Genomic DNA, 15,389 nt, shown 5'->3' with positions numbered 1-15,389 from the left:
GTCGAATTCTCGGTTGCCCCAGCAATGTGGGATTAAATTATCATGGGGTCAGATGTTTCGGCGGTTAGCGCAATCCGCGAAGCCATAGAACACGATTCTGATTGGGACACCGCAGAATCAAATGAACAGCTTCACTTCTACATTTTAAGAGCCGCCCAAAATGTTGGAAGGTTTGAACCGTTCACGGAAAATGAAATAGAGCTGAATATATATCTCACCCGCCGTATGGCCGGAAAACGGCTCTGTGATTATGCCTGGCGAATGCTGGCCGCGAGTAAAGCCGCCTGACTGCTATTCATAGCTGTTAGAACATAGGCCTGTATCAAACATTGATAATGTGACGGGGTTTTGTCATAAGCCGCGCAACAGACACAACCTTTATAAAGGATGCGCCCCACATGGCCTCATTGGACAGCTTTAACTGCGAACGCGAGATGGAAGTCCGCGGCGGAACTTACACTTATTACGACCTGAAAGAGGCCGAAAAGAACGGACTGACGGGCATCTCGAATCTGCCGCGTTCCCTCAAAGTCCTTCTTGAAAACCTGCTGCGTCACGAAGACGGCAATACGGTCAAAAAAGAAGACATTCAGGCGATTGCGGATTGGCTTGGACCAAAGACCTCCACACACGAAATCGCCTATCGTCCGGCGCGTGTTTTGATGCAGGATTTCACAGGCGTTCCGGCGGTTGTCGATCTGGCCTCCATGCGCGACGCGATTGTGAAGCTCGGCGGATCTGCCGAGGCGATTAACCCGCTCAACCCCGTTCACCTCGTCATCGACCATTCGGTCATGGTCGATTATTTCGGCACACCCGAAGCCGAGAAGAAAAACGTCCAGCGCGAATATGAGCGGAATATGGAGCGTTATGATTTCCTGAAATGGGGTCAGACCGCCTTCGATAATTTCTCCGTCGTCCCTCCCGGAACAGGCATTTGTCATCAGGTGAATTTGGAAAACCTCGCACAGACGGTTTGGACGAAAACAGCCGATGGTAAAACTTATGCCTTCCCTGACACACTTGTCGGAACCGACTCCCACACAACCATGATTAACGGCATTTCCGTTCTGGGTTGGGGCGTTGGCGGAATTGAAGCCGAAGCCGCCATGCTCGGCCAGCCGATTTCCATGCTCATCCCCGAAGTTGTCGGGTTCGAGCTGACGGGCAAATTACCGGAAGGCTCGACCGCCACCGACCTTGTCTTGCGCGTTGTTGAAATGCTGCGCCAAAAAGGCGTCGTCGGAAAATTCGTTGAGTTTTACGGATCGGGTCTGGATCACCTGTCCCTCGAAGATCAGGCAACACTCGCCAATATGGCACCGGAATATGGCGCGACCTGCGGGTTCTTCCCCGTTGATGATGACACGCTCCGCTATCTGCAAGCGACAGGTCGTGACGAAACACGCATCGCCCTCGTCGAGGCCTATGCGAAACAGCAGGGCTTCTGGCGCGATGAAAGCACACCGACCTTCACAAGCACAATCAGCCTCGACATGGCAACGGTCACACCGTCTATTGCCGGACCCAAGCGTCCGCAGGACCGTTTCGACCTAAAAGGCGCGAATGTGAAATTCGCGGAAATCCTCCGCGATGAATTTGGCAAAACGCCGGACGGTGACACTGCCATTGAGGTCGAAGGCGCAGGCTATTCCATCGACCATGGCGACGTTATGATTGCGGCGATTACGTCCTGTACCAACACATCCAACCCCTCAGTCATGATGGCGGCCGGCCTCGTGGCCAAAAAAGCCCGCGAGAAAGGTTTGAAGGTTAAGCCTTGGGTCAAAACATCGACCGCACCGGGCTCGCAGGTTGTCGGCGAATATCTCGAAAAATCCGGACTACAGGACGATCTCGACGCGCTCGGTTTCGACGTTGTCGGCTATGGCTGTACGACCTGTATCGGGAACTCCGGCCCGCTTGCGCCGGAATTGTCCAAAGCCATTGCAGACGGCGACCTCGTCTCATGTTCTGTGCTGTCCGGTAACCGAAACTTTGAAGGCCGGATTGGTCCGGACCTCAAAGCCAACTTCCTCGCCTCACCGCCCCTCGTCGTCGCTTATGCGCTGGCGGGTTCGATGCATCACGATTTCGATGCGGATCCACTGGGTGTCGATCAGGAGGGCAATGAAGTTTATCTCAAGGACCTCTGGCCAACCTCAGCGGAAATCGCAGAGGTTGTACGGAAGATCATCACCCGTCAAATGTTCACGGACCGCTATGCCGACGTCTTCAAGGGCGACAAGCAATGGCGCGATATTAAAGTGTCGGGCGGCAAGACCTATGATTGGAAACCGAAATCCACTTACGTCCGCAACCCACCCTATTTTGACGGCATGAGCGCGACTCCGGATGCGGTTGAAGACGTTAAAGATGCAAATATTCTCGCGCTTCTTGGCGACTCTATCACAACCGATCACATCTCTCCGGCCGGTGCAATTAAACATGACGGTCCGGCGGGTGATTACCTGAAAGACAATGATGTCCCGAAATATGAGTTCAACTCATTCGGCTCCCGTCGTGGTAACCATGAAGTCATGATGCGCGGCACATTTGCCAATATCCGTATCAAGAACCTGATGGCACCGGGCACAACGGGCGGCGTGACAAAATATGTCCCGACGGGCGAAATCATGTCCATCTTTGATGCGGCCCAAAAATATAAGGACGCGAATAAAGACCTCGTGATCTTCTCCGGCTCGCTTTACGGTAACGGATCCTCCCGCGACTGGGCGGCCAAAGGCACAATCCTCCTCGGTGTGAAAGCCGTCATCGCCTCCAGCTTTGAGCGGATTCACCGGTCCAACCTGATCGGAATGGGCGTCCTACCCCTGGAATTCCAAGAGGGTGAGAGCTGGGAACAACTCGGCCTGACAGGTGATGAGACGGTTTCTATTTCCGGCATTGAAGGCCTGGAACCACGCGGCACACTCGACGTCGTCATCACTTATCCAGACGGAAAGACTAAAACAGTCACCACCAATGTCCGGATCGATACAGATAATGAGCATGAATATTATAAGAACGAGGGTATCCTGCACTACGTGTTGCGGAACCTCGCAGCGGAAGCCAAGGCCGCCTAAATTCTGTTCAAGTCTAAGATTTGAAAGCCCGTTCCTTCCAGAGCGGGCTTTTTATTTACCTGCGAAAAAATGCTGTGGAACCCAGCCGTGAATGAGGGGTTTTATCATCACACGACTTATTTATAAGAACGCAAATTCACTAAAGACTATACGGGCCAAATTCATGATCTATCGACTTCTGACGACAACTCTGATCGCTTGCGCATTAACGGCTTGCGGAGACAAGGCTGCTGCGCCCGAAAAAGCTCCGACCCCGCCAACACAGATTGAAACGACGACACCAGAAACGCCTAAACCTGAGATAAAAGCCGCTCTGAAACCCGGCCAATTTATCACGGGTCGACGCGGTGTCCGCGCGGCAAAATCCGATGATATTATAATTACGGATGACGCGGTGACCCTGCGCCTCAACCCAAAGGGTCCGTCCCTCGGACTTTCCAAAACCTTCCCGACATCTACTGCAAAAGATTACGTTGTGACCGTTGATCTGGAAACGGAAAATGTGATTGGCGATCTCGGCTTCCGCATGGTCGCTTGGGCGCTGGACGCCAATGGCGCCCCCGTCAGCCGTACAGGTTACACGGCTATCGGACGGAGCTTTGATGCTGCCGCAGGTCGCCAAACACTGACCTATCGCTTCGGTCCAGCGACTGGCGAAACAGAGGCCGCCGAGCGTTTACCTGCAGGGGAGTCCATACGCTTCCTGCTGGAACCCGTCACAAAATCAACAGGTGCAACCGCACGCGTTTACGCCATGACGGTCGCGCAGGACTAATCCTGTTTTTTCTTGAGGTAGTCGGACGCACTCGTCCGACCGCCCGTTCCCGCGCGGTCCACGGGGTCGCGCTTTAACCGTTCCAACGGACTGATTGTTTCGGCATGGGCGGCGGCTTGTGCCGCTGTTTCAGCATTGGACTGTGCGTCTGCGACAGCTTGTGCCTGTGCGGCAGCAGCCGCGTCAGCTTGGGCTTGTGCCGAGGCATCAGAGGCAGATTGCGCATCCGCATCAGCGGTCCCATCAGTTTGCGCCTGACCGGAATCTTGACCCTGTTGCGCGTCGGATTGACCGCTGGGTTGCGAACCTTGCGCCTGTCCTTCTGCCTGCCCTGCCGATTGTCCCGCTGTCTGGCCGCTAGGGTTTTGGCCCGAGGGCGCGCCGCGGCCTTTGATCTGGTTCAGAATATCCGACGCCGATGCCGCAGACCCACCGCGCAGGGGCGAGTTTTGCGACATAGGTGATTGACCGGAAGACCCGCCACCGGATTGTCCCGCTTGTCCTTTAGTTTGCCCTTCGCCGCCGCCCTGTCCTGCCTCAGCAGGCTCCTGACTCGCGGTGCCTTCACCTTCTCCGGACTTACCATCTCCGGTTCCGTCACCCATTCCGCCAAGGCCGCTATTGGCCTCCTCGACCATTTCTTTCCAGGCCCGCGCTTCCTGCTTGGCGATATATTCGTCCGTTTTCGCCTCTTCCGAGGGTTCATAGGCCGCATCAATAGGCTCACCGGGTTCGGCTCCGGCAAGAGCTTTTGCGCGCTGACGGTTCAGGTGACGACGGGATTCAGGGTTGAGCAGGTCAATGGCCTTGACCTCGCCCCCCGGAAAGGAACCGACGCCCTGACTATTGGGATTGGTGACGATATCTTTGAAAATATCACCACTATCGCGCTTCTTGCGGGACTTCCGCCAATCTTCCTCGGACTGATCGGTTTGTCGCGTGTCAGGATTGTCCTGAACCGGATTCGGGTCTGAGTCCTGCGCATAGGCAGGTGCGGCCAGAACGGCGAAGAGGAGCGAAACTGTCAATCCACGTATGATCATGGCAGAGCCATAACATATTTTGCCTGAGCACGGGATGAATAGGTCGTTAGTTTCTAACCACCCTAAATCCCGTGAAGTCATTCGTGTCCCCGCGACGCTGAACCGCGCGCGCCGCATAGCGCAGACCTTCCGCGCCTGAGAACCACGATCCACCGCGCACAATCCGTTGGGAACAGGACCCGCGCGCATCAGCAGAACCATCTACAGGCGCGTCTTTCAAGTTCAGCGTGTTACAATCCAGCACCCATTCTGACACATTGCCGATCATATCCTGCGTCCCGAATTTATTTTTGGACAGCGACCCCACGGGCAAGGTGCGGTCCGCGGCCATATCGGTACAGGCCTCATTCGCCCAGGGCAGACCGGATTCTTTCGACGCACCATTGGCAAACGCACAGAGCGCTGCGGGGGAACCGCCCGGATAGATCTTGGTGTCGCCGGCACGCGCCGCATATTCCCACTGGGCTCCGGAGGGCAGGCTGTAGGACTTGCCGGTCGTGTTGGACAGCCATTGCGCATAGGCAACGGCGTCAGACCAACTGACATTGATGACGGGACGATTTCCGCCGCCCCAACCATTATCAGACGGCATGGATTTACACCCGCCCGCACTGACGCAGGCCTGATATTGATTGAAGGTCACCTCGGTAACGCCAATCGCGAACATATTGGTAAAGGTCACGGGACGCGAAGGTTTCTCATTCGGTTTGCCGTCCGTGTCGCCCGCCCCTGCGCCGAGTTCCGCCGTGCCGGCGGGCAGGCTGACCATGGTCGGGCAAGCGTCGCAATCTTTAAAGGTTTTCCCTGCCGCGGGACGCAGATTTTCCAGCGCCGCAATGGCCTCGGGCACATGTGCACCCTGCGGGAAACTCGTCAGATATTGTTGGTAGGCATCCGACGCATTTGAGGCTTTTGCCACGGCCCATGCTGCTTCATCCGCCGCTGTGGCTTTCAACCGGTCAATGCGGGACTGTGCCTCTGCCGCGTTTTTCCCAGCGGGAAATTTGGAGAGATAGCCTTCGTAAGACGGGACCGTATTCGCCTCGGCCGCCGCTTTCCAAGCCGCTGCTTCTTGTCGCGCGGCTTCTTCCGCATTTTTGCGGCGGGCCTCTTCCTCCGCCTTTATCTGCGCAATCCGTTCACGCGCTTCATTGGCGTGGAGGCCGTCGGGCCACGCCTCCAAATAATCCTCATAACCTTCAATCGTATCGCGTTCTTCAGCCACAGCCCAAGCTTTGCCGTCAAATTCATTGATGAGACGGATGGCGTCTTCCTTGTGCCGCCCATTCGGGAAAGCGGTCAGATAGGCGCGGTAGCCCTCCAACGTATCCGTTTCCAGCGCCTGCACCCACGCCTCGTCATCGGCGGATTTCGGGGCTTGGGGTTTTTCCTCAATCGGTTTCTCAACCCGCTCAATTACGGGAACATCCTCCGCAATGACAACTTTTGATGCCAGCCAAATCCCGCCCCCCGCGACGAGAAGTAGCGCGATAATACCGACGGCATATTTCAGCCAAGGCGCAGATTCTTCACGGACCGCAAATTCGTTGCGCTCATGTGGGGGCTGCCAATTGTCGTTATGATTAGTCATTTAGATTACTCGTTAATGCCTGATGGCGATACCCGTTCAGCAAATTCACAAGCTCTTCAATCGAATAAGAAAAACTGAATGGGATGAAATTATCGATATTGTTTTCGTCAGAACTCATATTTGAAACGTGCTTGTAAGAAATTTTTTCAATCTTGAAGACGCCTTTTTCTACAATCTGAAAGCTGGAAACTTCGGACCATTTTTCTTCGAAACTTGGAAACGCAGATTTAATCTCAAAACCTTTTTGATGAAGATAAAGTTTTGGTGGTCGCAAAAACATATAAAGAATATACGCAATTGCTGGAACAAACCCAACGATGAACGCAAGGCCTTTCGGATGTTCTAAAATTTCATTCAAAGAGAATTTGAAAAACATATAAACCGCTATTGAGATTAAGAAGATTAAGTAGAATCCCCAAAATTTTCTACTTCCAATTAATTCAATATCTTCAACCTTATCCTCCACCAGATAAGCCTTTACCTTTAGCATCCGGCCCATCGCCTAACCGCAAAATCAAATTGTCCAAACAATATTGCCCCGCCTCGTTCAATGCGCGTTCTTCCTTATTCTGGACGAGGCTTTGGATGAGCACGAGGACGGCCGACATGATGAGCGCCAACAAGGTCGTGGTGAAGGCCACACCCAATCGCGAGGTGACTTGATAGAGGAAATCATCCGCTTCCGCATTGGCAGGGACGCCCGCATATTGCAGGGCGAACATGATCCCCATAACTGTGCCGATAAAACCGAGGGACGGGATGAGCCATGTCAGGTAACGCAGCATTGAATAGCGCAAGTCGATTTCATGCATGTAAAGCTCGAGCGAGGAGTTCAGGACGGAGATCGCCTGATCCTCATTCCCGCTCATCCGGTATTGGTCGATGGTGCGGGAAATCATGCGCGGGAGGAACGCGTTGAGGCCGAAGCGACGTTCGGTAATGCCTGCCTTGATGCGTCCCAACACATCGGGGTCGAGTTGCCGCCCGTCGGTCGGGAGATAGCCGCGCTTGAGTTGGTTCTCCTCGTCACTCGCCGCGGACCAGCGCAAGAATAATTCGCCAAATCCGATAAAAAGCGCGACCCACATAATGTTCTGCACAGTGAAGGGCCAGAAGCTGGCATCCGCATCGAGCAGAATTTCCTGCAACGCCGGAGATGCCGCGACGCGGATAATGCCGATGGTGACAATCGCACCGACGATGGCGACGAGGAAGACGAAAAGTCTTTTCATTAAAGCATTCGGATTTTTCATAATCTTTCCTCAGATCCAACCTAATCACACACACCGGCACTGGTCGAGGCCAGGGCCATGAATTGACCATTATTTCTGTCCGCGAGCCGTTCCATAAATTCGACCGTCCCGCGATAGTCGAAATAATTTCCAACCACGACGGAATGGATTTCTTTACGCCCATTATTTCTGCGCGCAATTTCATCCGCGAGACGATTGGGCGAGAGACCGTTATTCGCATTTGGATTGGGCAGACCGTCACTGACGAGGAAGATCGCCTGCCCCGGCCCCGCCAGCATGTCGTCAAATGCGTCGAGCATGGAGGCCGAGCCGCCAAATTGGCGCGTCAGGCCGCGTGCAAAATCAATGGCGCCCGTTTTCGTGCCGCCCGTATTTATCTGGCGCAGACGGCCAGTCGCCGGCCATTGCCGGACTTGCGGACCGCGATCCGTTTGTTGGAAACCCACGACTTTGACGGCGTGATTATCCTGCAGGGAGAGAATAATCCGTTCGACGGCTTTATTCACGCTCGCCTCATGCCCGCCCATACAACGGCTCATATCTATCGCGACGACAACGTCATCTGCTGTTGTTTTCATGCCGAGAAAGCGAAAGCTGACCGTCGCGGGTTCAGGTGTTGGGCCGGGATCCTCGGCGACGGGTTCGGGGACGGGTGTGGCGGGCGGCGGCGTGGCGGCAGCTTGCTTTTCCAAGAGGTCCGATTGCGCGGCGCGGAGCCGTTCTAGAAGCTGCTGCGCGTCGGATTTTATATCGGACACATTTTGCCGTTTGGCCGAGCGCTTAATCTCCAGCGCCTTGCGCTTCTCTTCCGTCTCGACAGAGCTGTCCTGCGCTGCGCGGAGGAGTTCTGAAATTGCATTATCCGGCGTCTTTTCGCGCAGCTCATTCTGATAATAGGGTAGCAGAATAATCGCGAGCAGCGCAAAGGCCCCCATCGCGGCGGCGAAAAGGTCGATCGCCGACATGGAGAAAACTTCGATCGTGCGTTCGGATCTTCTTTTCATCGGGACCGTCCCACAAATTCACCGCGATTGCGATTGGCGAGTTCCTGCAGGAATATCGTCAGCGCTTTATCCGAGGTGTAATCGCCAATTGCGACGGTGTGGATTTCCACCCGTCCGCGATTTCGCGATGTGACATTCTGGACAATCCGTCCGGGCTGTCCGTCATCGGGTTGCCCGTCACTAATCAGAATGACCGCTTCTGGTTTCAGGTTCAGTGTTCGGATCAACGCATTTTGCGTCGGCGTCCCCCCGCCAAAATTAGACGGCATATTATCGACAAAGCGCCGCGCGCGGTCCAGCGTTACCGCGTCGGCGCGGACCAGTCTTTCATTATTCGGAAAACTGTCAAAGGTCGGCCCACCGCGATAGCCGATAATGGCGAAGCGATTATCCGGCTTCATCTGCGACAGGATTTCATTCAACGCCTGCACGACATTTTGACGATGGGCCTGCATGGACCCGGACATATCGACGAGGATGACGACATCGCGCTTATCCGTCGAGAGGCCCAGAATTGAGAACGGCACACCGCGGTTAATTGAACGCGGCGGTTCCGGCGGGTCAGGTTCCACGATGGGTTCGGGGTCCGGAACGGGTTCGGGCTGCGGCTGCGGGTCGGGAATTTCGACCTCTGCCATTTGCTTGAGGACCTCTTGTAATTTGGCCTCCGTTTCGCTCATCTGAGTCTCAGTCGTCAGATATTGTTTATTCAGCAGACGGATTTCAGACTGAATGGCGCGAATGGCGGAAAGGTCAGTTTGCTCGCTTTCGGCGGCGAAGCGGCGTTTGCGGACCTGCTCTTCCAGCTCCTCCATCGACACATCCGTGCCGCCCAATTTGTAATAGGGAAAGAGTACGAGCACGATCAGAATAAACGCCCCTAAAGCCGCCGCGAAGAGGTCGAGCGCCGATATAGAGAAAACAGCAATGGAGCGCCGCTTGGACCGCACGACTTATCCGCCACCGCCAAAGATTCGAATAAGGCGGTAGAGACGTTCCTGTTTGGCCTTTTCCAGCGCGGCCTCACTCATATCATTGGAAAGCCGCACGGAATCGCGCAGCACACCGCGATCCATCTCGCTATTGATCACATCATTGGACCGCTTCAGCCGCCCGTCGAGATCGTCCATGAACAGCGTTTCAAGCTCCGCAATTTCCGTTTCGAAAGACTGGAACTCGACGGCATCGCGTTGCGCAATCAGGGAGGAGGAATAGCCCGCGACGAGACCCGCCCATTGCGGGTCTTCATCCGCGCCAAGATCTGTCAAACTCTCGCTGAGGATCTGGCGCAGGAAGAGCGCATCTTCCGCAATCGCCGCATTGAAATCGGGATTGGTCAGCGTCGCATCAAAGGCGAGCAGGCTGTCCATCTGTCCTGTGATATAAATATCGCAAGCTTGCGCAAAATCGATCATATAATCCATGCTGGCCACGATGATTTCAGGTGCGGCCTGACGCAGGACGGGATTGGCGATATCTTCGATAACCGCCAAAACGGGCGTGCCGGATTCGACAGCGGGTTGACCGTAATGGTTCAGCAAAATCTGCGTGCCCTCATCCGCGCCGAAGGCTGTGTCTTGGACAAGTTTGAAAAACTGGTAGCGGGCCACGGCATCATCCGTTGGAAATTCCGCCATTTGCGTGATGCACATATCCTGATTAACCGCTGGAAGGGCGACGGGGGCAATGTCTTGCGCCGCTGCCAAAACAGGCAGGCTCAATGCGCCCAAACTTATAAGGGTTGCGCGAAACATCAGTTGATCGCGCCGCCTGTCGCGCCGTCAAAGGCCGAGGCAATTGGCTGATCGGATGGGCCGCGGTCCACGCCGCTTTCAAAACTGCGGACCTTATCCGCACGACCGGATTGGGAGACCCGCACTGTCCCGTCAGGTTGCCCGTCGGTAAAGCTGCCCTCGTAAGAAATTGACCCAATGGAGGAATGGCGGATCATCAGGCCCGGCCCATTCGCCAAACCGTTACGGGCATAGCCGTAATATTCCATCACCGTATCTGCATCTTCCAACACACCTGCACCGGTCCCATTGGCCAATCCGTTTTCACAGACGCCTAGCCATGTTCCACGTTTGACCCGGTCCGTTCCGAGATAGGCACATTGCGTCGCCACCGTTTCCAGCGAGCGTTGTTTCGACGTATAGAGCGACTGCAATTTGGCCTGCAAATCCTCATAACGGATGGCTGTGATGGTCTCGTTTGAATCGAGCAGGTCAATCGTCACGGTCGTTTGTTGTTCCAAGACGGGAACGATAGAATTTAGATAATTATTCCCGACCTGCTGCGACAATTGTGCTTTAGAGTAAGCTTCCGTTCCCGCAAAAATACCGCCCTGTATCGCAGCGGAGGACGCTGCACTGCGCGCGCGGTTGCGGCGCACACAGGCATCATATTCGCGCTGGGTGGTTTTATTGCGACAGTTTTCGCCACCGCTCGCAATCGCAGCTCCACCCAAGACACCGGCAATAGCCATCATGGTCGCGGCATTCTGTTGCCGCGCAATTTTACGACGCTTTTCCAGAACATCATATTCAGCAGAAATCATATCACGGACTTGCGCGCCCAATTCGCCGTTATGGATGCCATCGAAAATACGCAAGGATTGAACAGAGAGAAACTTACGTTGGGCCTCCAACAGACGGTCCGCATAAGCAGCGCGGGCTGCATAATCAGCCTCGTCACTGCCGACGAAAGTCAGCGCCGCGAGGCTGGGGTCAAACTCCGCGACATTGGCCGCCTTGCCCATCATAACAGCCTTGTCTGAGTCCAAACCGTTGATGAGCGCAATAATACGGCGAGCCATGGCGTCGGTATAAACATCGTCCAATGGATCAACGGTTCCGTCCGACGCGCCGTCCAAAAGATACATGTCCGAGCTCTGCAATTTAATTTTTTCGACTGGCAGCGACATAACAGAGTTAGTCTCTGACCGCACATCCAATCCCTGCGTCTCGACCCGCATGGGCGTGTCATTTGTGAGATAGGAAATGAAATCTAGTTCGGGGATGACCGGATCGAGATTTCCCGCCTGTAAAGCATTAATCGTTTCCAGCGCCGTTTCCTGCCCTTCCGCCGCAGCCCGCGACACGAGCGGCGCGGAGGCCATTAGTAATCCGTGTGTCGGTGCGGCGGCCCGGTGGTCGGTGCGAACGGTCACCAAGGGTGTGACCAGGTCTCCAAACGTCAGCGGAACATTCCCCATCATCTTCTTGCTGTCCGGGAAACTATAGGTCGAAAAGTCGATAGAAGTAACAGCGGGTAATTCCTCGGCCTCCGTCATAGGCTCCGACGTAAGCTCCCCACCGGGACCCAGCGTAATAGCATGAGGCGAGAGTAGCACAGAATGTTCCGGTAAACGGGCAGCTAACTCCTTATAAAGAGACAACGCGAAATAATTGGATTTCACGACGGCGCTATCCGCAATTGCGACCGTTTCAATCGTGTTGGTGACGCCCCGTCCCGTCGCCCCACCAATCGCGCGGCGGGCATAGGCGCGGTGGTAATCATCGCGGGCATCCTCTGTGACAATCGCCGGATAGCGGATGACGGTCAGAACGCTGCCCTCTGGGACTTCCCCGCGGAGTGTCTCGACGGGGGCGGATTGTGTGACGACAGACGCTTTGACGCCTTGCGCCGTCGAGGCACAACCTGTCGCGAGAAGCCCTAAGCTCAGTAAGGAGGAGGCTAAAAGAATGCGTTTCATCATGCGACAGCCCTACAAAATGACAGATTAACCTTTGCTGAAGGAAAATCGGGGCTCGCGCAAGTCACAGGCGCTTGACGTTAACGCCCTTTAATCACGGAGCTTTCGCTTCCAACGAAAACGCGTGGAGCTTTGCAACCTCTTCCGCGACCGCGTCCATGACTGCACGATGCTTTGCCAATGTGTTCATCCCGGCAAAAGCTGCGCTCGTGATGATGACGTGAACATGTGTCTCCGCGGCTCGCTCCATGTCGGGAAAACTGGCTGCATGTTCCGCCGCGCCGCCATGTCCGGCATGTAAATGCGACTGATCCTGCACCTCCAACTGCGACGGAGTGAACATCTGCTCCAGTTTTTCCTTGATTGAGTCTACCAATATGCCCATCTTGCGCGGTCCCTGTTCCTAAATCATCCGTGACGAAGACCTTACTTATGCCCTCCAACTTTGAATACAAACCCAAAGGCATCGATATTCGAGCCTCCCGGTCAAAGAAAAAAAAGAAACCTGACGAATTGCCCTGCGAATGGGCGGGTTGTGTCAGCATGGGCGGCTGTAAAGCTCCCAAGTCTCCGGACCGTTTGCGCGATTATTTCAATTTCTGCCAGCAACATGCACGGGAATATAATAAGAACTGGAACTTCTTCTCCGGCAAGACGGATGAGGAAATTCAGGAATGGCAAATCGGTGCGCGACACGGTCACCGTCCGACCTGGGATGTCCGCAAGAACACAGCCGAGCGCGCACAAGCGCAAAAGAAGCGCCGCGCGGGCAGTACATCCTCGACATCGGAAGGATATAATATCTTTGGCGACGGGAAAGAGGAACAAATCGCCGCGCCAGCGCGTCGTCTCTCCTCGCTACAGATGAAAGCGCTCAACGATCTTGGCCTAGACGATACGGCTACAAAATCCGAGGTTCGCAAACGCTACACGCAACTTGTCAAACAACTCCATCCCGATGCGAACCAAGGCAAACGGAATACGGAAGACAGCTTCCAACGCGTCGTCGCCGCCATGAAAGTTCTGAAAACCACAAATTTAGGGTAAACATGAGCCGTCAACTCGGGCGCTACCTCACGGCAGGTTTGGGCACAGTCGCCCTTTATGTGGGTGGCGTCTGGTTTGGGACAGAAATACTGCATTTGCCAGTCCGTCCCACAAATGTGGTGCTGTACATCGCGGCGACAGCCCTTTCTTTCGCCCTAAACTATAAATGGGTCTTTGCGTCCAAAACCTCCGCAGGGCGCTCCCTCTTTTTATTTCTCTTACTGCAAGCTTTTGGGGTGTTGTTGAACATTATATGGGTCGAGGCGGGATTACGGCTCACACATCTCTACCCGTGGATTATCGCGGCCACTTATTTTGCCATCTGGCCCTTTCTGTCATTTGCCGTTCAGAAGCGATATATCTTCAATCGGTGAGCTTGGATTCACCGTAGCCAAGGGGTAGACATGCCTCGAATAGTATTTCCGGAAAGACTGTAAAATGACCGACGATAAATTTCCCCTGTTCGCGCCGGACACGACCGTTTCCGCCCGTGAAACTTTCGGCGTGGATTTCGACATGGAGATTCCGGCCTTTTCCAAACGCAGTGAATATGTGCCGGAGATTGACGAGGCTTACCGTTTCGACTCCAGGACCACGCAAGCGATCTGCGCGGGCTTTGCATTTGACCGCCGCGTCATGGTGCAGGGCTATCACGGGACGGGGAAATCCACACATATCGAACAGGTCGCCGCGCGGCTGAACTGGCCGATGGTGCGGATCAATCTGGACTCTCACGTTAGCCGGATCGACCTGATCGGCAAGGACGCGATTGTCCTGAAAAACGGGAAACAGATCACGGAGTTTCGTGAAGGCCTGCTGCCCTGGGCACTGCAACATCCCGTCGCACTCACATTCGACGAATATGATGCAGGTCGTCCTGACGTCATGTTCGTGATCCAGCGCGTCCTCGAAGCGCAAGGCCGCCTGACCCTGCTCGACCAGAATAAAGTCATCACACCGCATTCCGCGTTCCGCATTTTTGCGACGACGAACACAGTCGGCCTCGGCGATACGTCCGGCCTCTATCACGGCACGCAGCAGATCAACCAGGGGCAGATGGACCGCTGGTCAATCGTCTGTCAGCTCAACTATCTCGCCCATGACGAAGAAGAGAAAATCGTCCTCGCAAAATCCCCCGCCTACGACACACCCGAAGGCCGGGACATCCTCGCCTCTATGGTGCGTGTCGCAGACATGACACGGAACAGCTTCATCGCCGGCGATATCTCCACGGTCATGTCCCCGCGAACGGTCATGAACTGGGCCGAAAACGCCCGCATATTCGACGGCAATATCGCGCAGGCCTTCAGACTCACATTCCTGAATAAATGCGACGAGCTAGAACGCCCGATTATCTCGGAGTTCTACCAGCGAGCCTTTGGCAGCGAGTTGGAGGAGAGCGCGGTTACCGTGATGGTCGCGTAGTGGGCGTAATTGATACGAAGTATCAATTACAACGGAGCGCCTTCATTGCTGGCGATGAAGTATATTAAACAATAGTTGGGGGACTATCATGGCGAAACATCAATGTCTGAGTTGCGGTGAACGTTTTGAGGGGCCGGAGTTTTTCAGCTACCTTCTAAAACTGCGGAGCAAGACCGTTCTGTGCCTTCGCTGCCAAACAGATAATTATATCGTCCCGCAACGCAACGTGGCCTATTTCATTTTTCTGCTCATCTCAATTCTGATTGGACTGATCATATTCGCCATTCCAAATCTCGGATTTGCAGCTGCGACCTATAGTCCTTCGACGGAAACTTACCGGGTTAGTTTTCTGGCTCTCATCGGGGGCGCTGCCCTCGGTCTGGCTGCGGCAAGGCTCGTCATGAATGTTTTAACTGGATGTTTGGAAAAGTCTCACAGGATCGTAAGTAT

General features: G+C 54.7%; 15 protein-coding genes. 6 read left to right on the top strand and 9 right to left on the bottom strand.

Features of this window, described 5'->3' with window-relative positions; genetic code table 11:
- The first annotated feature begins 42 nt into the window (after positions 1-42).
- The 3 genes from ACP9M6_RS03870 to ACP9M6_RS03860 all read left to right on the top strand — a co-directional run bounded on the left by ACP9M6_RS03870 (position 43) and on the right by ACP9M6_RS03860 (position 3,861).
- Complete coding sequence (locus ACP9M6_RS03870) at positions 43-288, top strand: hypothetical protein (RefSeq protein ID WP_427453636.1); 246 nt, start codon at positions 43-45, stop codon at positions 286-288.
- A gap of 110 nt (positions 289-398) precedes the next feature.
- Positions 399-3,086 (top strand): aconitate hydratase AcnA, encoded by a 2,688-nt coding sequence (acnA, locus tag ACP9M6_RS03865; RefSeq protein ID WP_427453634.1) that lies wholly within the window; start codon positions 399-401, stop codon positions 3,084-3,086.
- 163 nt (positions 3,087-3,249) lie between these two features.
- Positions 3,250-3,861: a hypothetical protein gene (locus tag ACP9M6_RS03860; protein ID WP_427453632.1), complete on the top strand. Its 612-nt coding sequence runs from the start codon at positions 3,250-3,252 to the stop codon at positions 3,859-3,861.
- On the opposite strand, the gene ACP9M6_RS03855 is transcribed toward ACP9M6_RS03860, so the two are convergent.
- The 9 genes from ACP9M6_RS03855 to ACP9M6_RS03815 all read right to left on the bottom strand — a co-directional run bounded on the left by ACP9M6_RS03855 (position 3,858) and on the right by ACP9M6_RS03815 (position 12,852).
- Positions 3,858-4,904: a hypothetical protein gene (locus tag ACP9M6_RS03855; protein ID WP_427453630.1), complete on the bottom strand. Its 1,047-nt coding sequence runs from the start codon at positions 4,902-4,904 to the stop codon at positions 3,858-3,860. The two genes, ACP9M6_RS03860 and ACP9M6_RS03855, sit on opposite strands and share 4 nt — an antisense overlap.
- Before the next feature lie 46 nt (positions 4,905-4,950).
- Positions 4,951-6,495: a formylglycine-generating enzyme family protein gene (locus ACP9M6_RS03850; RefSeq protein WP_427453628.1), complete on the bottom strand. Its 1,545-nt coding sequence runs from the start codon at positions 6,493-6,495 to the stop codon at positions 4,951-4,953.
- Complete coding sequence (locus ACP9M6_RS03845) at positions 6,488-6,985, bottom strand: hypothetical protein (protein ID WP_427453626.1); 498 nt, start codon at positions 6,983-6,985, stop codon at positions 6,488-6,490. Before ACP9M6_RS03845 ends, ACP9M6_RS03850 begins: the two co-directional genes overlap by 8 nt.
- Positions 6,951-7,748, bottom strand: coding sequence for a MotA/TolQ/ExbB proton channel family protein (locus tag ACP9M6_RS03840; RefSeq protein ID WP_427453624.1), 798 nt, complete (start codon positions 7,746-7,748; stop codon positions 6,951-6,953). Before ACP9M6_RS03840 ends, ACP9M6_RS03845 begins: the two co-directional genes overlap by 35 nt.
- A gap of 20 nt (positions 7,749-7,768) precedes the next feature.
- Positions 7,769-8,752, bottom strand: a complete 984-nt coding sequence (locus ACP9M6_RS03835; protein ID WP_427453622.1) for a vWA domain-containing protein — start codon at positions 8,750-8,752, stop codon at positions 7,769-7,771.
- On the bottom strand, positions 8,749-9,702 hold the full coding sequence (locus ACP9M6_RS03830) for a VWA domain-containing protein (RefSeq protein WP_427453620.1): 954 nt from the start codon (positions 9,700-9,702) through the stop codon (positions 8,749-8,751). The genes ACP9M6_RS03835 and ACP9M6_RS03830 overlap by 4 nt, the downstream gene beginning before the upstream one ends.
- A gap of 3 nt (positions 9,703-9,705) precedes the next feature.
- On the bottom strand, positions 9,706-10,506 hold the full coding sequence (locus ACP9M6_RS03825; RefSeq protein ID WP_427453618.1) for a hypothetical protein: 801 nt from the start codon (positions 10,504-10,506) through the stop codon (positions 9,706-9,708).
- The gene (locus tag ACP9M6_RS03820; protein WP_427453616.1) at positions 10,506-12,470 is read right to left on the bottom strand and encodes a hypothetical protein; all 1,965 of its coding nucleotides are present in this window, start codon (positions 12,468-12,470) and stop codon (positions 10,506-10,508) included. The genes ACP9M6_RS03825 and ACP9M6_RS03820 overlap by 1 nt, the downstream gene beginning before the upstream one ends.
- A gap of 91 nt (positions 12,471-12,561) precedes the next feature.
- Positions 12,562-12,852: a BolA family protein gene (locus tag ACP9M6_RS03815; protein ID WP_427453614.1), complete on the bottom strand. Its 291-nt coding sequence runs from the start codon at positions 12,850-12,852 to the stop codon at positions 12,562-12,564.
- Positions 12,853-12,899: 47 nt separating this feature from the next.
- Between ACP9M6_RS03815 and ACP9M6_RS03810 the strand changes: the two genes are divergently transcribed.
- The 3 genes from ACP9M6_RS03810 (at position 12,900) to cobS (ending at position 14,939) form a co-directional block, all read left to right on the top strand.
- Positions 12,900-13,514 carry a DnaJ domain-containing protein gene (locus ACP9M6_RS03810; RefSeq protein WP_427453612.1) on the top strand — a complete coding sequence of 205 codons (615 nt, stop codon included), beginning with the start codon at positions 12,900-12,902 and terminating at the stop codon, positions 13,512-13,514.
- A 2-nt stretch (positions 13,515-13,516) separates the two neighbouring features.
- Positions 13,517-13,888: a GtrA family protein gene (locus tag ACP9M6_RS03805; protein ID WP_427453610.1), complete on the top strand. Its 372-nt coding sequence runs from the start codon at positions 13,517-13,519 to the stop codon at positions 13,886-13,888.
- Positions 13,889-13,952: 64 nt separating this feature from the next.
- The gene (gene cobS, locus ACP9M6_RS03800; protein WP_427453608.1) at positions 13,953-14,939 is read left to right on the top strand and encodes a cobaltochelatase subunit CobS; all 987 of its coding nucleotides are present in this window, start codon (positions 13,953-13,955) and stop codon (positions 14,937-14,939) included.
- The last annotated feature ends 450 nt before the right edge of the window (positions 14,940-15,389 follow it).

Source organism: Litorimonas sp. WD9-15 (assembly GCF_050271975.1).
Lineage (GTDB): Bacteria > Pseudomonadota > Alphaproteobacteria > Caulobacterales > Maricaulaceae > Litorimonas.
Note: the sequence above shows the minus strand (reverse complement) of the source record. Positions and strands in the feature narration are given on the sequence as shown.